General features: G+C 34.4%; 20 protein-coding genes. 16 read left to right on the top strand and 4 right to left on the bottom strand.

The window, feature by feature from the left end:
• The 8 genes from ACUTSE_RS14620 to ACUTSE_RS14585 form a co-directional block, all read left to right on the top strand.
• Window positions 1-213: hypothetical protein (locus ACUTSE_RS14620; protein ID WP_445640776.1), on the top strand; the 213-nt coding region annotated here is incomplete at its 5' end.
• A 348-nt stretch (window positions 214-561) separates the two neighbouring features.
• Entirely contained in the window at window positions 562-1,035 is a 474-nt protein-coding gene (locus ACUTSE_RS14615; protein ID WP_002987335.1) for an Lrp/AsnC family transcriptional regulator, read from the top strand.
• Between the two features lie 2 nt (window positions 1,036-1,037).
• A complete protein-coding gene (locus ACUTSE_RS14610) occupies window positions 1,038-2,063 on the top strand; it encodes an EamA family transporter (protein ID WP_259189839.1) in 1,026 nt (341 codons plus the stop codon).
• Between the two features lie 267 nt (window positions 2,064-2,330).
• Window positions 2,331-4,085 (top strand): 30S ribosomal protein S1, encoded by a 1,755-nt coding sequence (gene rpsA, locus ACUTSE_RS14605; RefSeq protein ID WP_002987330.1) that lies wholly within the window; start codon window positions 2,331-2,333, stop codon window positions 4,083-4,085.
• A 139-nt stretch (window positions 4,086-4,224) separates the two neighbouring features.
• Window positions 4,225-4,746: a GNAT family N-acetyltransferase gene (locus tag ACUTSE_RS14600; protein WP_445640775.1), complete on the top strand. Its 522-nt coding sequence runs from the start codon at window positions 4,225-4,227 to the stop codon at window positions 4,744-4,746.
• Window positions 4,747-4,962: 216 nt separating this feature from the next.
• Entirely contained in the window at window positions 4,963-5,760 is a 798-nt protein-coding gene (locus ACUTSE_RS14595) for a hypothetical protein (RefSeq protein WP_445640774.1), read from the top strand.
• Window positions 5,760-6,548: a hypothetical protein gene (locus ACUTSE_RS14590; protein ID WP_445640773.1), complete on the top strand. Its 789-nt coding sequence runs from the start codon at window positions 5,760-5,762 to the stop codon at window positions 6,546-6,548. Before ACUTSE_RS14595 ends, ACUTSE_RS14590 begins: the two co-directional genes overlap by 1 nt.
• A 30-nt stretch (window positions 6,549-6,578) precedes the next feature.
• Window positions 6,579-7,667 carry a toxic anion resistance protein gene (locus ACUTSE_RS14585; protein WP_445640772.1) on the top strand — a complete coding sequence of 363 codons (1,089 nt, stop codon included), beginning with the start codon at window positions 6,579-6,581 and terminating at the stop codon, window positions 7,665-7,667.
• 58 nt (window positions 7,668-7,725) lie between these two features.
• Here the strand turns inward: ACUTSE_RS14585 and pepT are convergent, their stop codons facing one another.
• Entirely contained in the window at window positions 7,726-8,973 is a 1,248-nt protein-coding gene (gene pepT / locus ACUTSE_RS14580; protein ID WP_002987321.1) for a peptidase T, read from the bottom strand.
• Window positions 8,974-9,172: 199 nt separating this feature from the next.
• Between pepT and ACUTSE_RS14575 the strand changes: the two genes are divergently transcribed.
• The 3 genes from ACUTSE_RS14575 to ACUTSE_RS14565 are packed head-to-tail and all read left to right on the top strand — an operon-like array spanning window position 9,173 to window position 11,572.
• A complete protein-coding gene (locus ACUTSE_RS14575; protein ID WP_115091536.1) occupies window positions 9,173-9,988 on the top strand; it encodes an alpha/beta hydrolase family protein in 816 nt (271 codons plus the stop codon).
• A 7-nt stretch (window positions 9,989-9,995) separates the two neighbouring features.
• Window positions 9,996-10,559, top strand: a complete 564-nt coding sequence (locus tag ACUTSE_RS14570) for a pseudouridine synthase (protein ID WP_445640771.1) — start codon at window positions 9,996-9,998, stop codon at window positions 10,557-10,559.
• Between the two features lie 11 nt (window positions 10,560-10,570).
• Complete coding sequence (locus ACUTSE_RS14565; RefSeq protein ID WP_002987313.1) at window positions 10,571-11,572, top strand: cation diffusion facilitator family transporter; 1,002 nt, start codon at window positions 10,571-10,573, stop codon at window positions 11,570-11,572.
• Here the strand turns inward: ACUTSE_RS14565 and ACUTSE_RS14560 are convergent.
• Entirely contained in the window at window positions 11,556-12,329 is a 774-nt protein-coding gene (locus ACUTSE_RS14560) for an ABC transporter ATP-binding protein (protein WP_445640770.1), read from the bottom strand. The two genes, ACUTSE_RS14565 and ACUTSE_RS14560, sit on opposite strands and share 17 nt — an antisense overlap.
• A 168-nt stretch (window positions 12,330-12,497) precedes the next feature.
• Here ACUTSE_RS14560 and ACUTSE_RS14555 point away from each other — a divergent pair, with 168 nt between their 5' ends.
• Both ACUTSE_RS14555 and ACUTSE_RS14550 read left to right on the top strand, forming a co-directional pair.
• The gene (locus ACUTSE_RS14555; protein WP_002987309.1) at window positions 12,498-13,349 is read left to right on the top strand and encodes a transketolase; all 852 of its coding nucleotides are present in this window, start codon (window positions 12,498-12,500) and stop codon (window positions 13,347-13,349) included.
• Between the two features lie 22 nt (window positions 13,350-13,371).
• Entirely contained in the window at window positions 13,372-14,334 is a 963-nt protein-coding gene (locus tag ACUTSE_RS14550) for a transketolase family protein (RefSeq protein WP_445640769.1), read from the top strand.
• A gap of 116 nt (window positions 14,335-14,450) precedes the next feature.
• Here the strand turns inward: ACUTSE_RS14550 and ACUTSE_RS14545 are convergent, their stop codons facing one another.
• Entirely contained in the window at window positions 14,451-15,542 is a 1,092-nt protein-coding gene (locus ACUTSE_RS14545) for a hypothetical protein (protein WP_445640768.1), read from the bottom strand.
• A gap of 82 nt (window positions 15,543-15,624) precedes the next feature.
• On the opposite strand from ACUTSE_RS14545, the gene ACUTSE_RS14540 reads away from it, so the two are divergent.
• The 3 genes from ACUTSE_RS14540 to ACUTSE_RS14530 are packed head-to-tail and all read left to right on the top strand — an operon-like array spanning window position 15,625 to window position 17,079.
• Window positions 15,625-16,014, top strand: a complete 390-nt coding sequence (locus tag ACUTSE_RS14540) for an RNA-binding S4 domain-containing protein (RefSeq protein ID WP_002987301.1) — start codon at window positions 15,625-15,627, stop codon at window positions 16,012-16,014.
• Window positions 15,971-16,603, top strand: coding sequence for a methyltransferase domain-containing protein (locus tag ACUTSE_RS14535; protein ID WP_445640767.1), 633 nt, complete (start codon window positions 15,971-15,973; stop codon window positions 16,601-16,603). Before ACUTSE_RS14540 ends, ACUTSE_RS14535 begins: the two co-directional genes overlap by 44 nt.
• Entirely contained in the window at window positions 16,582-17,079 is a 498-nt protein-coding gene (locus tag ACUTSE_RS14530) for a phosphoribosyltransferase family protein (RefSeq protein WP_445640766.1), read from the top strand. Before ACUTSE_RS14535 ends, ACUTSE_RS14530 begins: the two co-directional genes overlap by 22 nt.
• Here the strand turns inward: ACUTSE_RS14530 and ACUTSE_RS14525 are convergent.
• On the bottom strand, window positions 17,076-17,597 hold the full coding sequence (locus tag ACUTSE_RS14525) for a shikimate kinase (protein WP_445640765.1): 522 nt from the start codon (window positions 17,595-17,597) through the stop codon (window positions 17,076-17,078). The two genes, ACUTSE_RS14530 and ACUTSE_RS14525, sit on opposite strands and share 4 nt — an antisense overlap.
• Window positions 17,598-17,700 lie beyond the last annotated feature (103 nt).

Raw genomic sequence — 17,700 nt, 5'->3', positions numbered from 1 at the left:
GAGGCGATGAGAGGTAAGGCGGTGAGAAGTAAGGCGGTGAGAAGTAAGGCGGTGAGAAGTAAGGCGTTGAGAGGAAACGGACGTATGGGCCAATGGCAATTGGCCTTATCGCAGGATACATATCGTATCGCAGTAAAATATGGTGACAATGAAAGCATCGTAAGGACCAATGGCAATTGGCCTTCTTACATGATGCATATCGTATCGCAGTAAAATTTGGTGACAGAGAATACACCGTAAGGGCCAATGGCAATTGGCCTTATAACATGATACATATTGTATCACTGAATGCACCACAAAAAAGCAAAGAAGCGAAGAAACAAAAAAGCATTCCTCAAAACGCTTTATCTTCTATTTATTTCTTACAATTTAGCTCTAGAAACACATTATTATCAAATGTGTTTTTTTTATTTAATTTCATTGCATTATTCGTAATATTTGATTTTTACTCAGAATTATTTTGTTTACAAATATTTAACTACCGAATAATATTCATTAAATGATAAAAATTTCCGTATATTATTCTTTTGTATTATCTTTGCACTGTAAAACTAGAAAACGATGGAATATAAGTTAGATGAAATTGATTTGAAGATCTTGCGTATGATGCAAGACAATGCTAGAATCAATAATTCTGAATTAGCTCGTGAGCTTGGAATGGCTCCTTCAGCTGTATTAGAACGCGTGAAGAAACTGGAGCACAAAGACGCTATTGTAGCGTATCATGCAAGAGTTAATCCGAATGCGATTAATCAGAAGATGCTTTCTTTTATCTTTATTAAGGTAGATGAAATTATCGGAGATGAGAATACAGGTAGAGCACTAGCTGAAATTCCAGAAGTACTAGAAGTACATGATATAGCAGGTGATGACGGTTATATTGTAAAAGTAAGAACATCTGATTCGATTGCTCTTGTAAATTTAATGCGTAATTCTTTGTCTAAGATTGACGGAATTATTTCAACAAGAACAATCATCGTGTTACAAACAGTAAAAGAAGATAATAAATTAATAATTCCAGACACATTAGAATAGTTATGAAAGCAGTAGCTACAAATCAAACGAATAATAAAGTAGTATTAGGTGCCTATTTAGTAGTGTACTTTGTATGGGGATCTACTTTCTTTTTTATTCATAAAGCATTGAGTGATTTCACACCCTTTGTTTTAGGATCTTTGCGCTTTTTTGCTGCCAGCATGATTTTGTTGACCTATTGTAAAATGCGCGGATATAAGATCTTTAATAAGCAGGTCGTAAAGCAAGCGTGCATTACTGGATTTTTGTTGCTTTTCATTGATATGGGAGCCTTAATTTGGGCAGAGCAACACGTATCAAGCGGTATTGCAGCTATTATGGCCGCAGCAGCAGCCTTATGGTTCATCATTTTAGATAAGCCACAATGGAAACACAACTTCTCAAGCTTACCTATTATATTAGGTTTGATTCTGGGATTCGTTGGTGTAATCATGTTATTTGCTGAGCAAATTACGATTGCAGGAGATGAAAGTCAACGTTTATTGAATATCTTCTGTATGGTATTGTTGATCTTAGGATCAATTGCTTGGACAGTAGGATCGTTGTATTCTAAATATTCAAAAGCGAAAAACGAGAATAAGGGCGAGGATTTACACGTGATGGTTAAAACATCATGGCAAATGATCACTGCAGGTGTTCTATTTACGGTTGTTGCTTTATTGAATGGTGAATATGCTCAATTTGATGTATATGAGATTTCAGCTTCAGGATGGTTCTCTTTGGTGTATTTAATCACTTTCGGATCAATCCTAGCCTTTGGATCTTACATTTGGTTGATTCAAAATAGACCTGTAACAGAAGTGAGTACATATGCTTATGTAAACCCTGTAGTTGCAGTAGCTTTAAGTTACTTCTTTACAGATGATATTATTACAAGCCTTCAAATTGGAGGATTGGTAGTTGTATTGTTAAGTGTTGGTTTAATGAACTGGGATCTTTATAAAGGGAGTAAAATCTTTAAAAAAGTATTTTCCAAAAAACGTTCATTAGATGCGCGTGACGAAGAACAACTAAATATGAGTAATTAATTCTTTTTTCATTATTATAAAATTGATTGAAGCTAACGGAGTAATTCGTTAGCTTTTTCTTTATCTAATACTTTCAAGTAGAGTTATTTGATTTGAAAATTTGTAGAAAATTATTTTTTACAATTAAAAAATGTTGTACTTTTGCACAGCTTTTAGATCAGCGCTGTTTCACTAAAAGTCAAAGAGTTATAAATGTAAAACCACTTCTGTTCTTTATCGCTGAATAACGAAACTAGATAACACAGGATACAAATTTATTATCAGCACATGTCTGAAAACATTAAAACACAGGAAGAATTTTTAAATGATTTTAACTGGGATAACTATGAAAATGGTATCGATGCAGTTGATGCAGCTCAATTAAAAGAATTTGAAAGCTTAGTAGACAAAACTTTTATTTCTACAGACGACGAGGAAGTAGTTGAGGGAGTTGTAGTGAGAATTACTGACAGAGACGCTATTGTAGATATCAATGCTAAGTCTGAAGGTGTTATTTCATTAAACGAATTCCGTTACAATCCAAACTTAAAAGTAGGTGATAAAGTTGAAGTATTAATCGACGTTAGAGAAGATAAATACGGACAATTAGTATTATCTCACAGAAAAGCTCGTACAATCAAAGCTTGGGATAGAGTTATTGCTGCTCATGAGTCAGGAGAAATCGTTAATGGTTTCGTGAAATGCAGAACTAAAGGTGGTATGATCGTTGACGTATTCGGAATCGAAGCATTCTTACCAGGTTCTCAAATCGATGTTAAGCCTATCCGTGATTACGATCAATACGTAAACAAAACAATGGAATTCAAAGTAGTTAAAATTAACCACGAATTCAAAAACGTTGTTGTATCTCACAAAGCGCTTATCGAAGCAGATATCGAAGTACAGAAAAAAGAAATTATCGGTCAATTACAAAAAGGTCAAGTGTTAGAAGGTGTTGTTAAAAACATTACTTCTTACGGAGTATTCATTGACTTAGGAGGTGTTGACGGATTAATCCATATTACAGATTTATCTTGGTCAAGAATCAACCACCCAAGCGAGGTGTTAGAGTTAGATCAAAAATTAAATGTTGTAATTTTAGATTTCGACGACGAGAAAACAAGAATCCAATTAGGTTTAAAACAACTTTACGCTCACCCTTGGGATGCTTTAGATGCTAACTTAAACGTTGGTGACAAAGTAAAAGGAAAAGTAGTTGTTTTAGCTGATTACGGTGCTTTCATCGAAGTTGCTGAAGGTGTTGAAGGTTTAATCCACGTTTCTGAAATGTCTTGGTCTACTCACTTAAGATCAGCTCAAGATTTCGTAAAAGTTGGAGACGAAGTAGAGGCAGTTATCTTAACTCTTGATAGAGAAGAAAGAAAAATGTCTTTAGGTATTAAACAATTATCACAAGATCCTTGGACTGATATCACTGCTAAATATCCTGTAGGATCTAAGCATTCTGGTATCGTTCGTAACTTTACTAACTTTGGTGTATTCGTAGAATTAGAAGAAGGAATTGATGGATTAATTTACATCTCTGACTTATCTTGGACTAAGAAAATCAAACACCCATCTGAGTTTGTAAACGTAGGTGATAAATTAGATGTTGTTGTATTGGAGTTAGACGTTGAAGGACGTAAATTATCTTTAGGACACAAACAAACAACAGCTAACCCATGGGATAAATACGAAGATGCTTATGCAGTAGGTACTATCCACAATGGTGAAATCTCTGAATTAGTTGACAAAGGTGCTACAGTAGTTTTCGAAGAAGACGTAGTAGCTTTCATTCCAACTCGTCACTTAGAAAAAGAAGACGGGAAGAAATTGAAAAAAGGTGATGCTGCTGAGTTCAAAATCATCGAGTTCAACAAAGAATTCAAAAGAGTTGTAGCTTCTCATACTTCTATCTTCCGTGAAGAAGAAGAGAAAAATGTGAAAACAGCTGAAACTTCTGTAAACACTGCAGAAAAAACAACTTTAGGAGATATCGACGCTCTTGCTGAGTTGAAAGAAAGAATGGAAAAAGGAAACTAATCCTTTCAATCTATACAATCTTAGAAGCCCTGACACAAAGTGTCGGGGCTTTTTTTATTTAGTTATATAGGGAAAGTGCCTATTCTTTTGCGAATGGAAGTTATCTTTGGCATACAATACAATTTTAAATATACGAGTCATGATTGAATTAAAGCCTTTGTCTAAAGGAGAGGTAACTCCTTTTTATACCTGGATCAATGATGAAGAGGCTATCAGATATTCCTTGAGTCTCTTTCAACGTTTAATTTCCAAAGAGCAAATTGACGCTTGGTATGAAAGCTTGTTTATGGAACAAAACACATATAATATAGGCGTGTTTTTAAAGACAACAGGGCAGTTAATTGGTTATGCGGGAATAAGTGGTATCTCAAAGCTCAATCGCAGCGGAGAATACTTTATTTTTATTGGAGATAAGACACAATGGGGAAAAGGTATAGGAACACGAGTAACGGAAGAAGTTGTGATGTATGGATTTGAAGTGTTGCAATTAAATCGTATTATGCTTACTGTTTCCGAACTCAATTACGGAGGTGTTAAAGCATATGAAAGAGCAGGATTTAAGGTAGAAGGCGTATTGCGAGAAGCGTGTTACCGTGAAGGAGCTTACCACGATAAGATTGTAATGTCGGTGCTACGATCAGAATATAATAAAAAACAATAGGTTGTATCTGATGAAAACAACGGGATAAAAGTATTAGGAAAACAGATAAAACCTTTTGTTTTGGATTGCTTAGGTTTTAAAAATGGCATCTATTTTTTATGTTATTAAATGAATTAAAATTATATTTGAATAAAGTTATTTTAACTTTATTTAATAAAATTCAAAGTAAATAGGAACCGTTGATTTTCTTTATTTACTTGAAATTATGGTATTCTTATGGGAAGATATACGGATAGAAGTCGTATTTGGGAGTTAGCTCAAACTTTTGGTTTGTTTTTGCTGCTCATCGTTGTTTCTTGGTTGACTTATGGTGTACTTGCACCTTTAATTATTTTTTTTGCTGCCTCTCGTGTTGCTTATAAATCTTGGGCAACTAAAGCGCTAATCGTTTTGGCAATTCATTGTGTTGTAATGAGTGTTATTGTCTATTTGAATGGATCACTTGAAAATAATTTATATGTTATACCTTTTTTATGCGCAGGAAGTGCCTATGTTTTTGTAGTCTTTATGTCTTTTCATATTAGAGAGTATTTAGAGCGATTAGATCTGAAAAAATACATGAAGTTGGAAATAGAGGTTTCTTATAGTTATCGAGTAATAAAAGATAATTTATTAAAATTAGAGGAAAAAGAGGTGGATGATAAAGCTGTTTTCTTAGCTATGATAGAAGGATATAGGGTGAAAATAATGGATAAGAATATGGCTGCTAACTTACAAGAAATGGAATATTTGACCCATTTAATTGTTGAAAAGGATACGGAAAGAAGCGCTCTTTTTTATTTGAAGCATACCTCTGCATTAGATAGTATTTTGAAACAGTATATCGAATTACAAGATTTACCCATAATTGATCCAGGAGTTGAACAATTAAAAGCAAAACTTTACCAAGTGATTGGACTCGCTAGAGATGCTTTTGAGAATGAATTGGTAGCTATGTTTGATGTAGAAATTATGTCTAGCGCTAGTGAAGCTGATTTTTATAAAAGTTATGTACAATCTAAAGGGTTAATATAATGGGGTGGTTAACGGAAAAACCAGTGATTTGGGAATTAAAAAAAGGATGGGTTCCTTTGATCTGTTTGATATTTCCTATTTTACTTGTATTTGGTATCTGGTACATGGGGAAAAAAGCAAAAATGGAGAAGATGATGAAAGGACTAATAGGAGTAGGTATTCTATTCGCTTTGATTGTTTGTAATCTAATTTTTGTTATTATCGCAAAAAGTAATAACCAACTCATCGAATCTTTTTTTATTTCGGTTAGTGTATTAGTCATTGGAAGTTCACTTTTTTATTCGGTTATTTTACTCGCTGCAAATACAAAGGAATATTTACAACGCATGCATTTACAGGAGTTTATGGTTTTGGACTGGGAAGAGTACAACTATCTATCTCTAGTGAATAACAAACAAATACGCGAAGTGAAAACGCTTTCAAGTTTTATTGAAGAGTTAAAGCGTTGGGATGAAATGATTGTGGATGAAGCAGTTTCCGATCAAATTGTGGATTTAATCACATTGATGAGTAAAGTGAATAGTATAAAAGAAGGACAAACAGCTTTGTTTATTGAACGCCATGTTTTTTCTTTAACTAGTTTATTGAAACAATTTCACCAAGTGGAATTGAGTAAATTAACGGGGTCTGCAATTACTCGAATAAAACAAAAACTGAGACATACCTTAGATATTGCTCTTAAAGCGATTCGTCAAGAAATTTTAGATGAGATGAAACAACAAAATAGAATGGCTGAAGTAGAAGCGGATTTGTATATCGAATCGCTGAGAAATGAGGGATTACTTTAGATATAAAATAGATAAACACAGAAAAAAAATATGGAAAAAGATATTCAACAAATGCGAGCTGAAAATACAAAGCCAGATATTAATGTAGATTTTACTCCAGAGGAATTAACGAAAATCGATAACTATAAAAAGAGTATTGATTTAACGAATACGACCCAAGTGATTCAATATGGATCAAGTAGTCAATTAAAAGCAAGTTCTTTCGCGACTGAGATTTTAAAACAAGTACAAACGAGGGATTTGGGAGAAACGTCAGGAATATTAGTTTCCTTGCGCGAAGAGGTAAAATCGTTTGAAGGAATTGCAAATAAGAAAAGTTTTTTTCCTTTTTTAGATACCTTAAAGAAAAAAATAGCGCGTTTACAAGCGCAATACAGCAAGGTTGAAACGAATATTAATGGAATAGAACTACAATTGGAGCGTCATTATAAGTTAATGATGAAAGATGTAGCTATGTTTGATAAACTCTTTGATGAGAATAAAAATTACTTCAAGGAGCTGTCTTTATATATTGCTGCAGGAGATGAGAAATTACAAGAACTAAATACAATCGAATTGCCAAGAGCTAAGGCTGAAGTTGAGCAAGAACAAGATCCTGCGAAAATTCAGGCGTATAAAGATTTGGAACAACAAGTGATTCGCTTCGATCGAAAAGTACACGATTTGAAATTGACGCGTATGATTATCCTCCAATCTTCTCCACAGATTCGAATGGTGCAAAATAATAGTTTAATGTTGATGGAAAAACTGCAATCGAGTATTGTTAATACTATTCCTTTGTGGAAAAATCAGATGATTTTGACCTTGGGAATTGCGCGATCACAACAAGCATTAAGCGCTCAACAAGCAATAACTGATGCAACAAATGAATTGTTGACTAGAAATAGCGAAATGTTGAAAGATTCAACGGTTAAAATTGCAAAAGAAACGGAGCGAGGAATTGTAGATATTGAAACAATTCGCAAAGTAAATGCGGATATTATTAGTACGATAGATGAAATTGTTCGCATTCAAGAAGAAGGAAAAGGAAAACGAAGAGCGGTTGAAATCGAATTAATTGAACAAGAAAGTGAATTAAAGAAACACTTGATAGGAAACGCTACAGCAACTAGCAAGTAAAAAAATGAAATAAAAAAAGGAGATTCATCTGAATCTCCTTTTTTGTATGTGTGCTATATTATTTAGCTGCATTAGTAGCTGTTAGCTCAGCAATCTTAACGATTACTTCTGTAGCTTTTACCATGCTTTCTACAGGTACATATTCATACTTCCCGTGGAAGTTATGTCCACCTGCAAAAATATTAGGACATGGTAATCCCATATAAGATAATTGAGATCCATCAGTTCCACCGCGAATTGCTTTGATAAGAGGCTTAATACCTAAATCTTTCATCGCTTGTTCTGCTGTATCAACAATATGCATTACAGGTTCTACTTTTTGTTTCATATTGAAATACTGATCTCCGATTTCACAAGAAACAATAGGTCCACCAAATTTTTTGTTGTGTTTTTTGTTGAATTTCTTCGCTAACTTGTCAATAAATACTTTTCTCTGCTCGTATTTTTTCAAGTTATGATCGCGGATAATCAACTCAACTACTGATTCTTCGATACTTCCACTTACTGTGTGTACGTGGAAAAATCCTTCATATCCAGTTGTTTTTTGAGGCACTTCATCTTTTGGTAATTTATTGATGAATTTGTTTGCTAAAAGAATAGAGTTAATCATTTTTCCTTTTGCATATCCAGGGTGAACACTTTTTCCAGAGAACGTCAATTTCGCATATCCTGCGTTGAAGTTTTCGTATTCTAATTCTCCAATTTGACTTCCATCCATTGTGTAAGCCCATTCAGCACCAAATTTCTTTACATCAAATAAGTGTGCTCCACGTCCGATTTCTTCATCTGGTGTAAAGCCAATTCGAATTTTTCCGTGTTTGATTTCTGGATGTTGTACCAAATACTCCATCGCTGAAACAATTTCTGTAATTCCAGCTTTGTCGTCTGCTCCTAGTAAAGTAGTTCCGTCAGTAGTGATTAACGTTTGACCTTTATATTGTAATAGATCTTTAAAGTATGAAGGTGATAAAACAATGTTTAGTTCTTTGTTTAAAACGATATCCCCACCATCGTAGTTAGTTACAATTTGCGGTTTTACATTTGCACCAGAAAAATCAGGTGAAGTGTCAAAGTGCGCAATAAAACCAATAGTAGGTACTTCGTGCTCTACATTGCTTGGCAAAGTAGCCATCACATATGCGTTTTCATCTATTGTTACGTCTTCTAGACCAATTTGTTTTAGTTCTTCAACTAATTTGTTTGCTAAATCCCATTGCTTTTCAGTACTTGGGCAGGTTTGAGAAGAAGGATCAGACTCAGTATCAACAGTTACATAACTGATGAAACGATCAATAATATGTTGCATAGTATTAAATTTTATATCTAACAAAAGTATGAATTTATTAAATGATAGCCTTATAATGTCTCAGCTTTTTCTCTTGAACAAGAAGAAAGGAAGCTGAAAAATATTAGAATATCATTAGTATGCCTTTTTTTGAAAGCTTGCAATTATTTGGAAGGAAGTATTGTTGTATCTTTGATTTTTATTTAAAATATCGCCGCAAATGAAATATTTACTTTGTTTATTTACTTTGTTGATTGTGAATCTAGTGGGAGCTGTAAATCCGATAAAGGAATATGTAGATGATCCCGTAAATTCAAATTTTAAATATGAAGAGGTTCGCATTAAAACCCCTGATGGGTACGCGTTAAATACGTGGATCTTATATGCGAAGGAAGAGAAAAAACTAAATCGAACGTTGGTTTTAGCTTATGGTGATACGGGAAATATGTCCTATTGGTTGAGACAAGTCATAGAAGTAGTCAACCAAGGTTATCATGTAGTACTGTTTGACTATCGTGGATTTGGCGAAAGTGATGCCTTTCCTTTAGAGGAAGATCAGTTGTACTACGACGAATTTGCAACGGATTTACAAGCAGTTGTTGCTTATACAAAAAATAAGTTTCAAACCAAAATCGGCGTTTGGGCTTTGTCTACAGGAACTCTTGCCGCTGTACTTGCCTATGATGTTGAACCCTATGATTATTTGATAGCAGATGGATTTATGGTAAGCCCCAAAGCGATTGTTGCCAAATTAGATGGATTTTTAGAGAAAGAAATAAAATTACCTGAACAAGCGCGAGATTATGATAAAGCACTTACGCGTTTATCAATTCCTGTGTTGTTTTTTGCGGGAGATCGCGATGGCTTGACAACCGTACACGAGAGCAATCGTGTGAAACCTTTGAATGTTAAAAGTCAGGTGGTTATTTTTAAAGGAGGGCATTTACAAGGCTTTCAAGCCATGACAAACACGTATCACGGACAGGGATACATCGAAGCAATTAATTCTTTTTACGATAAAACTTTTGAAAAGTAATATAATAATGGAACACAGACATTTTCTCCTGTATAAGCCTCATGGATATATCAGCCAATTTATTTACGAGAAAAAGAGAACAAAAAAGAAACTAGGAGAATTATTTGACTTCCCAGAGGGCACTATGGCTATTGGACGTTTAGATGAAAATTCAGAAGGGTTGCTGTTGCTGACCACGGATGGAATGACAAGTGAGCGTGTGCGTGGTGAAAAATATGAAAAAGAATACTATGCTCAAGTTGATGGACAAATAACGGATGAAGCAATTGATCTATTGCGAAAAGGAGTGGAAATTGGTGTCAAAGGGGAAAAGTATGTTACAAAAGAGTGCGAAGTTGAAGGCCTGTCAGCAGTGCCTAATTGGATTGGTGTAGGACGAAGAATACGCGATGAAAGACATGGGCCAACAAGTTGGATACGCATTGTACTAACAGAAGGAAAGTTTAGGCAAGTCCGAAAAATGACAGCGAGTGTTGGATTCCCTACTTTGCGATTAGTTCGCGTTCGAATTGGAGATATTACATTAGAAGGATTACAAGTAGGGGAAGTAAAAGAAGTTTCAAGAGTATAAATACAAGTTGTATGAGTAGTAAAGCAAATGAGAATTACCAATTTCAGAAAATAATAGCAATTGTAGGGGTACTCTTGTTTATTATCAAGCTAGTTGCCTGGTATATGACTCGATCTGTAGCGATTTTTACAGATGCTTTGGAAAGTGTAGTGAATGTGATTAGCGGCTTTATCGGTTTATATAGCTTATATCTTTCGGCACAACCTCGAGATCGAAATCACCCTTATGGACATGGGAAAGTGGAATTTATTTCTGCAACAATTGAGGGAGGGCTGATTATTATGGCAGGTATTGCTATTATTTTTGAAGCTGTACGCAATTTAATTAATCCTCAGCCTATTGGACAATTGGATTACGGAATTTATTTAGTTGCCATTACTGCAATTGTGAATTTTATTTTAGGTTGGTATGCTATTAAAAAAGGAAAAACAAATAAATCGTTAGCTTTAGTTGCTAGTGGAAAACATTTGCAATCTGATACCTATTCCACCTTAGGAATTATTATCGGTTTATTGTTGCTGTATTTTACTAATTTACACTGGCTGGATGGGGCGGTTGCTCTAGTTTTTGCCTTTATTATTATTGTAACAGGATATAAAATTGTTCGTGGTGCTGTTTCAGGTATTATGGATGAAACAGATGAGGCTTTACTAGAAGAGGTTGTAGCATATCTAGAACACAATAGAAAAGAAAATTGGATTGATTTGCACAATATGCGTATCATTAAATATGGAAGTGTTTTGCATTTCGATTGCCATATGACTGTCCCTTGGTATTTTACAATTGTCGAAGGACACAAGGAAGTAGAATTGTTAGAAAAGGAGATAAGTGAACACTTTGGTGATGATTTAGAACTCTTTGTGCACATGGATGATTGCAAGACATTTTCGTGTAGTATATGCAGCAAACAAGATTGCCCATTTAGAAAAGAACCTTTTGTCAAACAAATTAAGTGGACAATAGAAAACGTTTCAAAAAATAAACGACATACTTGTACTACAGAGCAAGAGTAAAGCGCTTTGTGTCTCTATCAAATTGCAGGATGTCATCTTCAAAAAAATGATCAAAAACACCATTGGAAGTTAAGTTTTCAATGGTGTTTTGCGTATAACCATGAGCTTGAAGTACAATCGCTTCGTCAGCAAATTGAAGCGCTAGTTCAATATCGTGACTAGAGAAGAGAATGGTTTTATTTTCTTGTCTTGTGAGTTGTTGTAATAATTGGTATAGCTTCACTTTGTGATTCAAGTCCAAATGACTCGCAGGTTCATCTAAGATAATCAAAGGTGTATTTTGAGCCAATGCTCGTGCAATGAAAACACGTTGTAATTGTCCATCGCTTAAATTCAGTAAAGGTTGCTGAATGAAAGCAGATATAGCAGTAAGGTCAATTGCTTTTTCAATCCAATAAGTATCTTCTTTAGTAGGAGTAGATTTCCAGTCGATATAGGGAATTCTACTAATTTGCAAGACTTCTAATACACTTAAATTAGAATGGGGAATAGGATCGGTTAAAACAACGCTGATTTCTTTGGCGCGTTCAGCTGCAGAATACGAAGTAAAATCTCGCCCATTTAACGTAATCATGCCTTGTAAAGGTTGGAGATGCCCTGTTAAAGTTCGAATCAAGGTTGATTTGCCAATACCATTGATGCCGAGCAAAGTAGTTAAAGTTTGAGGCTTTAGCTGAAGATTGAGCTCTTTTTGAATGGGAGGTGTTGGCTTTTTTCCTTGGGAGTATCCAATCGTTAAGTCCTTCGTTTGTAGCATGATATTCTTATTTTAAGGCGAGGTACAAACTTACTACAAACTTTTTTATCGCTAGTGAATTACAAGGTAAAAAGTAAGACTTTCATCGGTAGATTCGTTTGATTATAATATAGAGTACAGTAAATAAGTTTTATATTTGTTGCGTAATAAATTTAGATTGTCGAAATAATGAAACCGAACACACAACAACTAACGGAGTTAACTACACAAGTAAGAAGAGATATTCTTAGAATGGTACATGCGGTGAATTCTGGGCATCCAGGAGGTTCATTAGGGTGTGCTGAATACCTAGTGTCTTTGTATCAAGCGATCATGGACCGCAAGGAAACATTCACAATGGATGGAGAAGGCGAAGATCTTTTCTTCTTATCGAATGGACATATTTCTCCAGTATTTTATAGTGTATTAGCACGTAGTGGATATTTCCCTGTGGCAGAATTAGCTACGTTTAGAAAGTTAAATACTAGATTGCAAGGGCATCCTTGTACACATGATAAACTACCAGGTGTACGTATGGCTTCAGGATCTTTAGGACAAGGATTGTCTGTGGGAATTGGAGCAGCTCAAGCAAAAAAATTAAATAAAGACGAGCATTTAGTTTATGTACTCTTAGGAGATGGTGAACTTCAAGAAGGTCAAAATTGGGAAGCGATGATGTATGCTTCTGCTAATAAAATCGATAACTTAATTGCAACAGTTGATTTAAACGGCAAACAAATCGATGGACCAACAGAAGATGTATTGAATTTAGGTTCTATGAAAGCTAAGTTTGAGGCATTTGATTGGACTGTAATCGAAATCAAAGAAGGGAATTCAATTGATGCTATTCTAAAAGGATACGAACAAGCAAAAGCTTTGACTAAACAAGGTAAACCAGTTTGTGTGTTGTTGTATACAGAAATGGGGAATGGTGTTGATTTTATGATGGGAACACATGCTTGGCATGGAAAAGCACCTAACGATGCACAGTTAGAAGAAGCTTTAAAACAAAATCCAGAAACTTCATTTGGAGATTATTAATCTAGTTGACTTTAGAATTATCATGAAAAAATATACGAATACAGGAAGTAAAGATACGCGTTCAGGTTTTGGAGCTGGACTTACAGAATTAGGACAAAAAAACGAAAACGTAGTTGCCTTATGTGCAGATTTGATCGGATCGTTGAAAATGGACGATTTTAAAAAGAATCATCCAGAGCGTTTCTTTCAAGTGGGAATTGCAGAAGCAAATATGATTGGAATTGCAGCGGGAATGACAATTGGTGGAAAAATTCCTTTTACAGGAACATTTGCTAACTTTTCAACAGGACGTGTGTATGATCAAATTCGTCAATCTGTAGCATACTCGGAGAAAAATGTAAAAATTTGTGCTTCACACGCAGGATTAACGTTAGGAGAAGATGGAGCTACACACCAAATCTTAGAAGATATTGGATTAATGAAAATGTTGCCAGGAATGACTGTAATTAATACATGTGATTACAATCAAACAAAAGCAGCTACTTTGGCTATTGCAGAACATGACGGACCTGTATATTTGCGTTTTGGTCGCCCTGTAGTGCCTAACTTTATGCCAGAGAACGAAAACTTTGAAATTGGTAAAGCAGTTCTTTTACAAGAAGGAAAAGATGTTACAATTGCTGCAACAGGACATTTAGTTTGGGAAGCTTTATTAGCAGCAGAAACGTTAGAAGCAAAAGGAATTACAGCAGAAGTAATCAATATTCATACTATTAAACCGTTAGACGAAGAGGCTATTTTGCGTTCTGTTGCTAAAACAGGATGTATCGTAACAGCTGAAGAGCATAACTTCTTAGGAGGGTTAGGTGAAAGTGTTGCTAGAGTTCTAGCTTTAAATAATCCACTACCACAAGAATTTGTTGCTGTACAAGACACTTTTGGTGAATCAGGTACTCCTGATGAATTAATGGAGAAATATGGTCTAAAAGCGGCTAATATTGTAGAAAAAGCAGAAACTGTTATCAATAGAAAATTCAAAAGATAATATATACAGTTGATATAAATAAAAAAGAGATGGTTTACCATCTCTTTTTTTGTTTCTAGTAATAAGTACAAATAAAAAAAGCAGTTAATGAATTAACTGCTTTTTTAAAATATTTTTTATTTGCTAGGCCAAACCCATTCGCCGTCTACCATAAATGGTTTACACTTACTATCTAAGTAGCGAGGGGTATCTGAACATGTTTTTAATTCAGGAGCATCATAACTATAATGCTTAATTTTACCGTTAGCATCTTTATATTGTAATTCTATTCTTGTAGGAACTCCATCACCATCATCGTCAATATCTAAAAAGTTTGGAACACCGTCTGCACTAGTATCTAACTCAAAGTAATCGTGAATCGTTAGTTCAGTACCAATTTTTTCTGGTTTTACTTCGAATTTAGAAGGAATGCCATCTAAATCATGATCTCTTTCAAATGCACTTATTAAAGTCAAATCAGCGATGTAGGGTTGATATGCTTTTAACGTTGAATATCCAGAATTAAACTGACCTAATCCTGAAGGAATGAAGGCAATAATACGTCCAGCAGTAGTTTCGTCAAAAGAGATTGTACCATCTGGGTTAATTCCAGAGTTTAAAGCGGTTTTGATAAAACGCAGCATTTGACGTTCTCCTGTATACATGCGTAGTGGAGAGGGTACAGTTCCTTTTAATTCAGCCACTGTGTGTGGGAATGAATAAAAACCACCGATAAAAGGATGATTGATTGAAGTTATGTTTTCATTTTTTAATGTAAAGTTAGTTCGCTTTACAAATATTGAATCGACTGGTGAACTTTTCTTTCCTTCTCCTTCATTAAGTACGAGGTAGTACATTTTGTATTTTACAGTATCCGCAGATTTAGCATATTTAAAAATAGTTTTTGTGCGATCATAAGGATCTGGTAATGTATAAGCAGTATAATCATCATTGTTCATCATGATAGATTTCAAACGGCTATCTTCAAAAATAGTAGGTTGATTTTTGTAATTAGCACTTGTTATACTATCAAAAGAAATGACACCATTGCGTTCAATCATGTAATTGTTTTTCAAATACTTTTCGATTGAAGTAATGTTTTCTGTATAAACTTCTTTGGAATCTCTAGGCGGTACAAGAGGTAAGCCTCCAGAATCATCGCTCTTATTACAGTTAGATACTGTAAAAGCGATTGTTAGGATACCTAAAATAGAAAATAGTCTATTCATTATTTTTGAGTTATTTTAGTAGTGCAAGATACAATTTTACTTTATTTTTGTCTTGTTTATTGAAGAATTTTAATATTTAATTATGCGTATTGACAAGTATTTGTGGTGTGTACGGTATTATAAAACAAGAAATATAGCGACTGAAGCTTGTAAGAAGGGACATATTACAGTAAACGGACAAACAGTAAAGCCTTCACGTGAAGTTTTTCCTACAGATAAAATCACATTGAGAAGGGATCAAATAGTCTATAAATTAACGGTATTAGATGTACCTCAAAGTAGAGTTGGTGCTAAATTAGTTGATATTTATCGCAAAGATGAGACACCGGCAGAGGCTTTTGAACATTTAGACTTACTCCGTCAAACCAAAGAGTACTATCGAGCGAAAGGAACGGGACGACCAACGAAAAAAGATCGAAGAGATATCGATGGATATTTGGATCATGAAGAGTATGATGAAGATGTTGAATAAATCGTATTGGGAAGATCGATATCAAAATAAAGAGGATTTTTGGAATGCCAAGTCTATTACTACCCCTTTGAAAGAGTATATTGATCAGTTAGAAGATAAATCAATACACATATTGGTTCCAGGAGTTGGACATGGGCATGAATTGGTTTATTTACACAAGCAGGGATTTAACAAAAGTGTTGGTGTAGATTTTACAACAATGGCCTTTGAGCAAACAATCGAAAATGAACCTAGTATTACTAAAGATGTAGTTGTTCTAGCAGATTTTTTCCAGCACCAAGGAAAGTATGACTTAATTCTAGAGCAAACGTTTTTTTGTTCTCTTCCTATAGAAAAAAGAAAAGATTACGTTCAAAAAATGTATGAGTTACTTCAACCAGAAGGGAAATTAGTAGGATTGCTATTTGATACTACATTTGAGCATGATACACCACCTTATGGTGGCAATAAAGAAGAGTATTTAGCGTTATTTGAACCTTATTTTACCATCGAGGTTATGGAACGAGCATTCAATTCCATTAAACCTAGACAAAATCGAGAATTGTTTATTATATTAAAGAAAAAGATATGGCACAAAAAATCATTTTAAATAAAGAGCAGATTGGATTTAAAACCAAACGTATCGCGTATCAGATTTACGAAACATTTTCTGAAGAAGAAGAAATTGTAATTGCAGGTGTAGCGAATAGTGGTTTTATTTTTGCTCAAAAAATTGCCAAAGTAGTAGAGGAAATCGCTACAATTAAAGTGAAATTGTGTGAAGTACAGATTGATAAGGCTAATCCTATTAATCCAATTCGCACCTCTTTAACGCCAGAGGAATATACAGGTAAATCAATTGTTTTAGTTGATGATGTATTAAATTCAGGAGCAACGTTGATTTATGGAGTAAAACACTTTTTGAACGTACCGATAAAGAAAATGAAGACGGCAGTTTTAATTGACAGAAACCACAAGACATACCCTATTAAGGCGGATTATAAAGGACTATCCCTGTCTACTTCTTTGTTAGAGCACATCCAAGTGGTTTTTACGGAAGAAGATGAATACGCGTACTTAAGTTAATCTTTAAGTATCGTTTTAATCTCGTCTACAATTTGATTGACGGGTTTATCATCAACAGCAATGACGTGTTTAGCTTGATAATAGAAATAGCTGCGATCAAATAAATGTTTAGCGATAAAAGTTTCAAGAGTATCTTCTGTGTTGGTTTGCAACATTGGTCGATGCTCTTTTTCTTTTGCTAAGCGTTCTGTTAAGGTCTGTATGGATGCCTTTAAATAAAAAGATTGAATCCCGTCTTGTTGCAATATGAGATGATTGTTTGCATAACAAGGGGTGCCTCCGCCTAAACTTAGTATTGCTCTTTCGTTTTTGTTTAAAAGTTGATGTAAGATTTGGTGTTCAATCTTTCTGAAGTATACTTCGCCTTTTTCTGCAAAAATTGTTGTTATCTTTTGTTGTTGCTGTTTTTCAATTTCATGGTCTAGGTCATAGTAAGAAAGTTGTAGTTCTTGGGCTAATTGTCGAGCAATTGTAGATTTTCCTGCGCCCATATAACCTAAAATAATTATTTTTTCCATAAAATAAGGGGTTGTAAAATAGTGAGTTATGCATAAATACCCCGTTTTAGGGGGATGTTGTAGACAAAAATAAAACAAAAACATGATGTTTTTAAAAAAAAAC

The organism is Myroides sp. TSA_177.3, assembly GCF_052691955.1.
The sequence above is the reverse complement of the archived record's forward strand: the minus strand, read 5'-3'. Positions and strand labels throughout refer to the sequence as shown.

Excerpts from the sequence above, each read along its gene's own strand:
- ACUTSE_RS14540 (WP_002987301.1), top strand. The coding sequence starts at position 15,625 with ATGCGTATTGACAAGTATTTGTGGTGTGTACGGTATTATAAAACAAGA.
- ACUTSE_RS14535 (WP_445640767.1), top strand. The coding sequence starts at position 15,971 with ATGGATATTTGGATCATGAAGAGTATGATGAAGATGTTGAATAAATCG.
- ACUTSE_RS14560 (WP_445640770.1), bottom strand. The coding sequence starts at position 12,329 with ATGCTACAAACGAAGGACTTAACGATTGGATACTCCCAAGGAAAAAAG.
- ACUTSE_RS14550 (WP_445640769.1), top strand. The coding sequence starts at position 13,372 with ATGAAAAAATATACGAATACAGGAAGTAAAGATACGCGTTCAGGTTTT.
- ACUTSE_RS14610 (WP_259189839.1), top strand. The coding sequence starts at position 1,038 with ATGAAAGCAGTAGCTACAAATCAAACGAATAATAAAGTAGTATTAGGT.
- ACUTSE_RS14615 (WP_002987335.1), top strand. The coding sequence starts at position 562 with ATGGAATATAAGTTAGATGAAATTGATTTGAAGATCTTGCGTATGATG.
- ACUTSE_RS14590 (WP_445640773.1), top strand. The coding sequence starts at position 5,760 with ATGGGGTGGTTAACGGAAAAACCAGTGATTTGGGAATTAAAAAAAGGA.
- ACUTSE_RS14555 (WP_002987309.1), top strand. The coding sequence starts at position 12,498 with ATGAAACCGAACACACAACAACTAACGGAGTTAACTACACAAGTAAGA.
- ACUTSE_RS14570 (WP_445640771.1), top strand. The coding sequence starts at position 9,996 with ATGGAACACAGACATTTTCTCCTGTATAAGCCTCATGGATATATCAGC.
- ACUTSE_RS14600 (WP_445640775.1), top strand. The coding sequence starts at position 4,225 with ATGATTGAATTAAAGCCTTTGTCTAAAGGAGAGGTAACTCCTTTTTAT.
- ACUTSE_RS14565 (WP_002987313.1), top strand. The coding sequence starts at position 10,571 with ATGAGTAGTAAAGCAAATGAGAATTACCAATTTCAGAAAATAATAGCA.
- ACUTSE_RS14545 (WP_445640768.1), bottom strand. The coding sequence starts at position 15,542 with ATGAATAGACTATTTTCTATTTTAGGTATCCTAACAATCGCTTTTACA.
- ACUTSE_RS14530 (WP_445640766.1), top strand. The coding sequence starts at position 16,582 with ATGGCACAAAAAATCATTTTAAATAAAGAGCAGATTGGATTTAAAACC.
- ACUTSE_RS14595 (WP_445640774.1), top strand. The coding sequence starts at position 4,963 with ATGGGAAGATATACGGATAGAAGTCGTATTTGGGAGTTAGCTCAAACT.
- rpsA (WP_002987330.1), top strand. The coding sequence starts at position 2,331 with ATGTCTGAAAACATTAAAACACAGGAAGAATTTTTAAATGATTTTAAC.
- ACUTSE_RS14525 (WP_445640765.1), bottom strand. The coding sequence starts at position 17,597 with ATGGAAAAAATAATTATTTTAGGTTATATGGGCGCAGGAAAATCTACA.
- pepT (WP_002987321.1), bottom strand. The coding sequence starts at position 8,973 with ATGCAACATATTATTGATCGTTTCATCAGTTATGTAACTGTTGATACT.
- ACUTSE_RS14575 (WP_115091536.1), top strand. The coding sequence starts at position 9,173 with ATGAAATATTTACTTTGTTTATTTACTTTGTTGATTGTGAATCTAGTG.
- ACUTSE_RS14585 (WP_445640772.1), top strand. The coding sequence starts at position 6,579 with ATGGAAAAAGATATTCAACAAATGCGAGCTGAAAATACAAAGCCAGAT.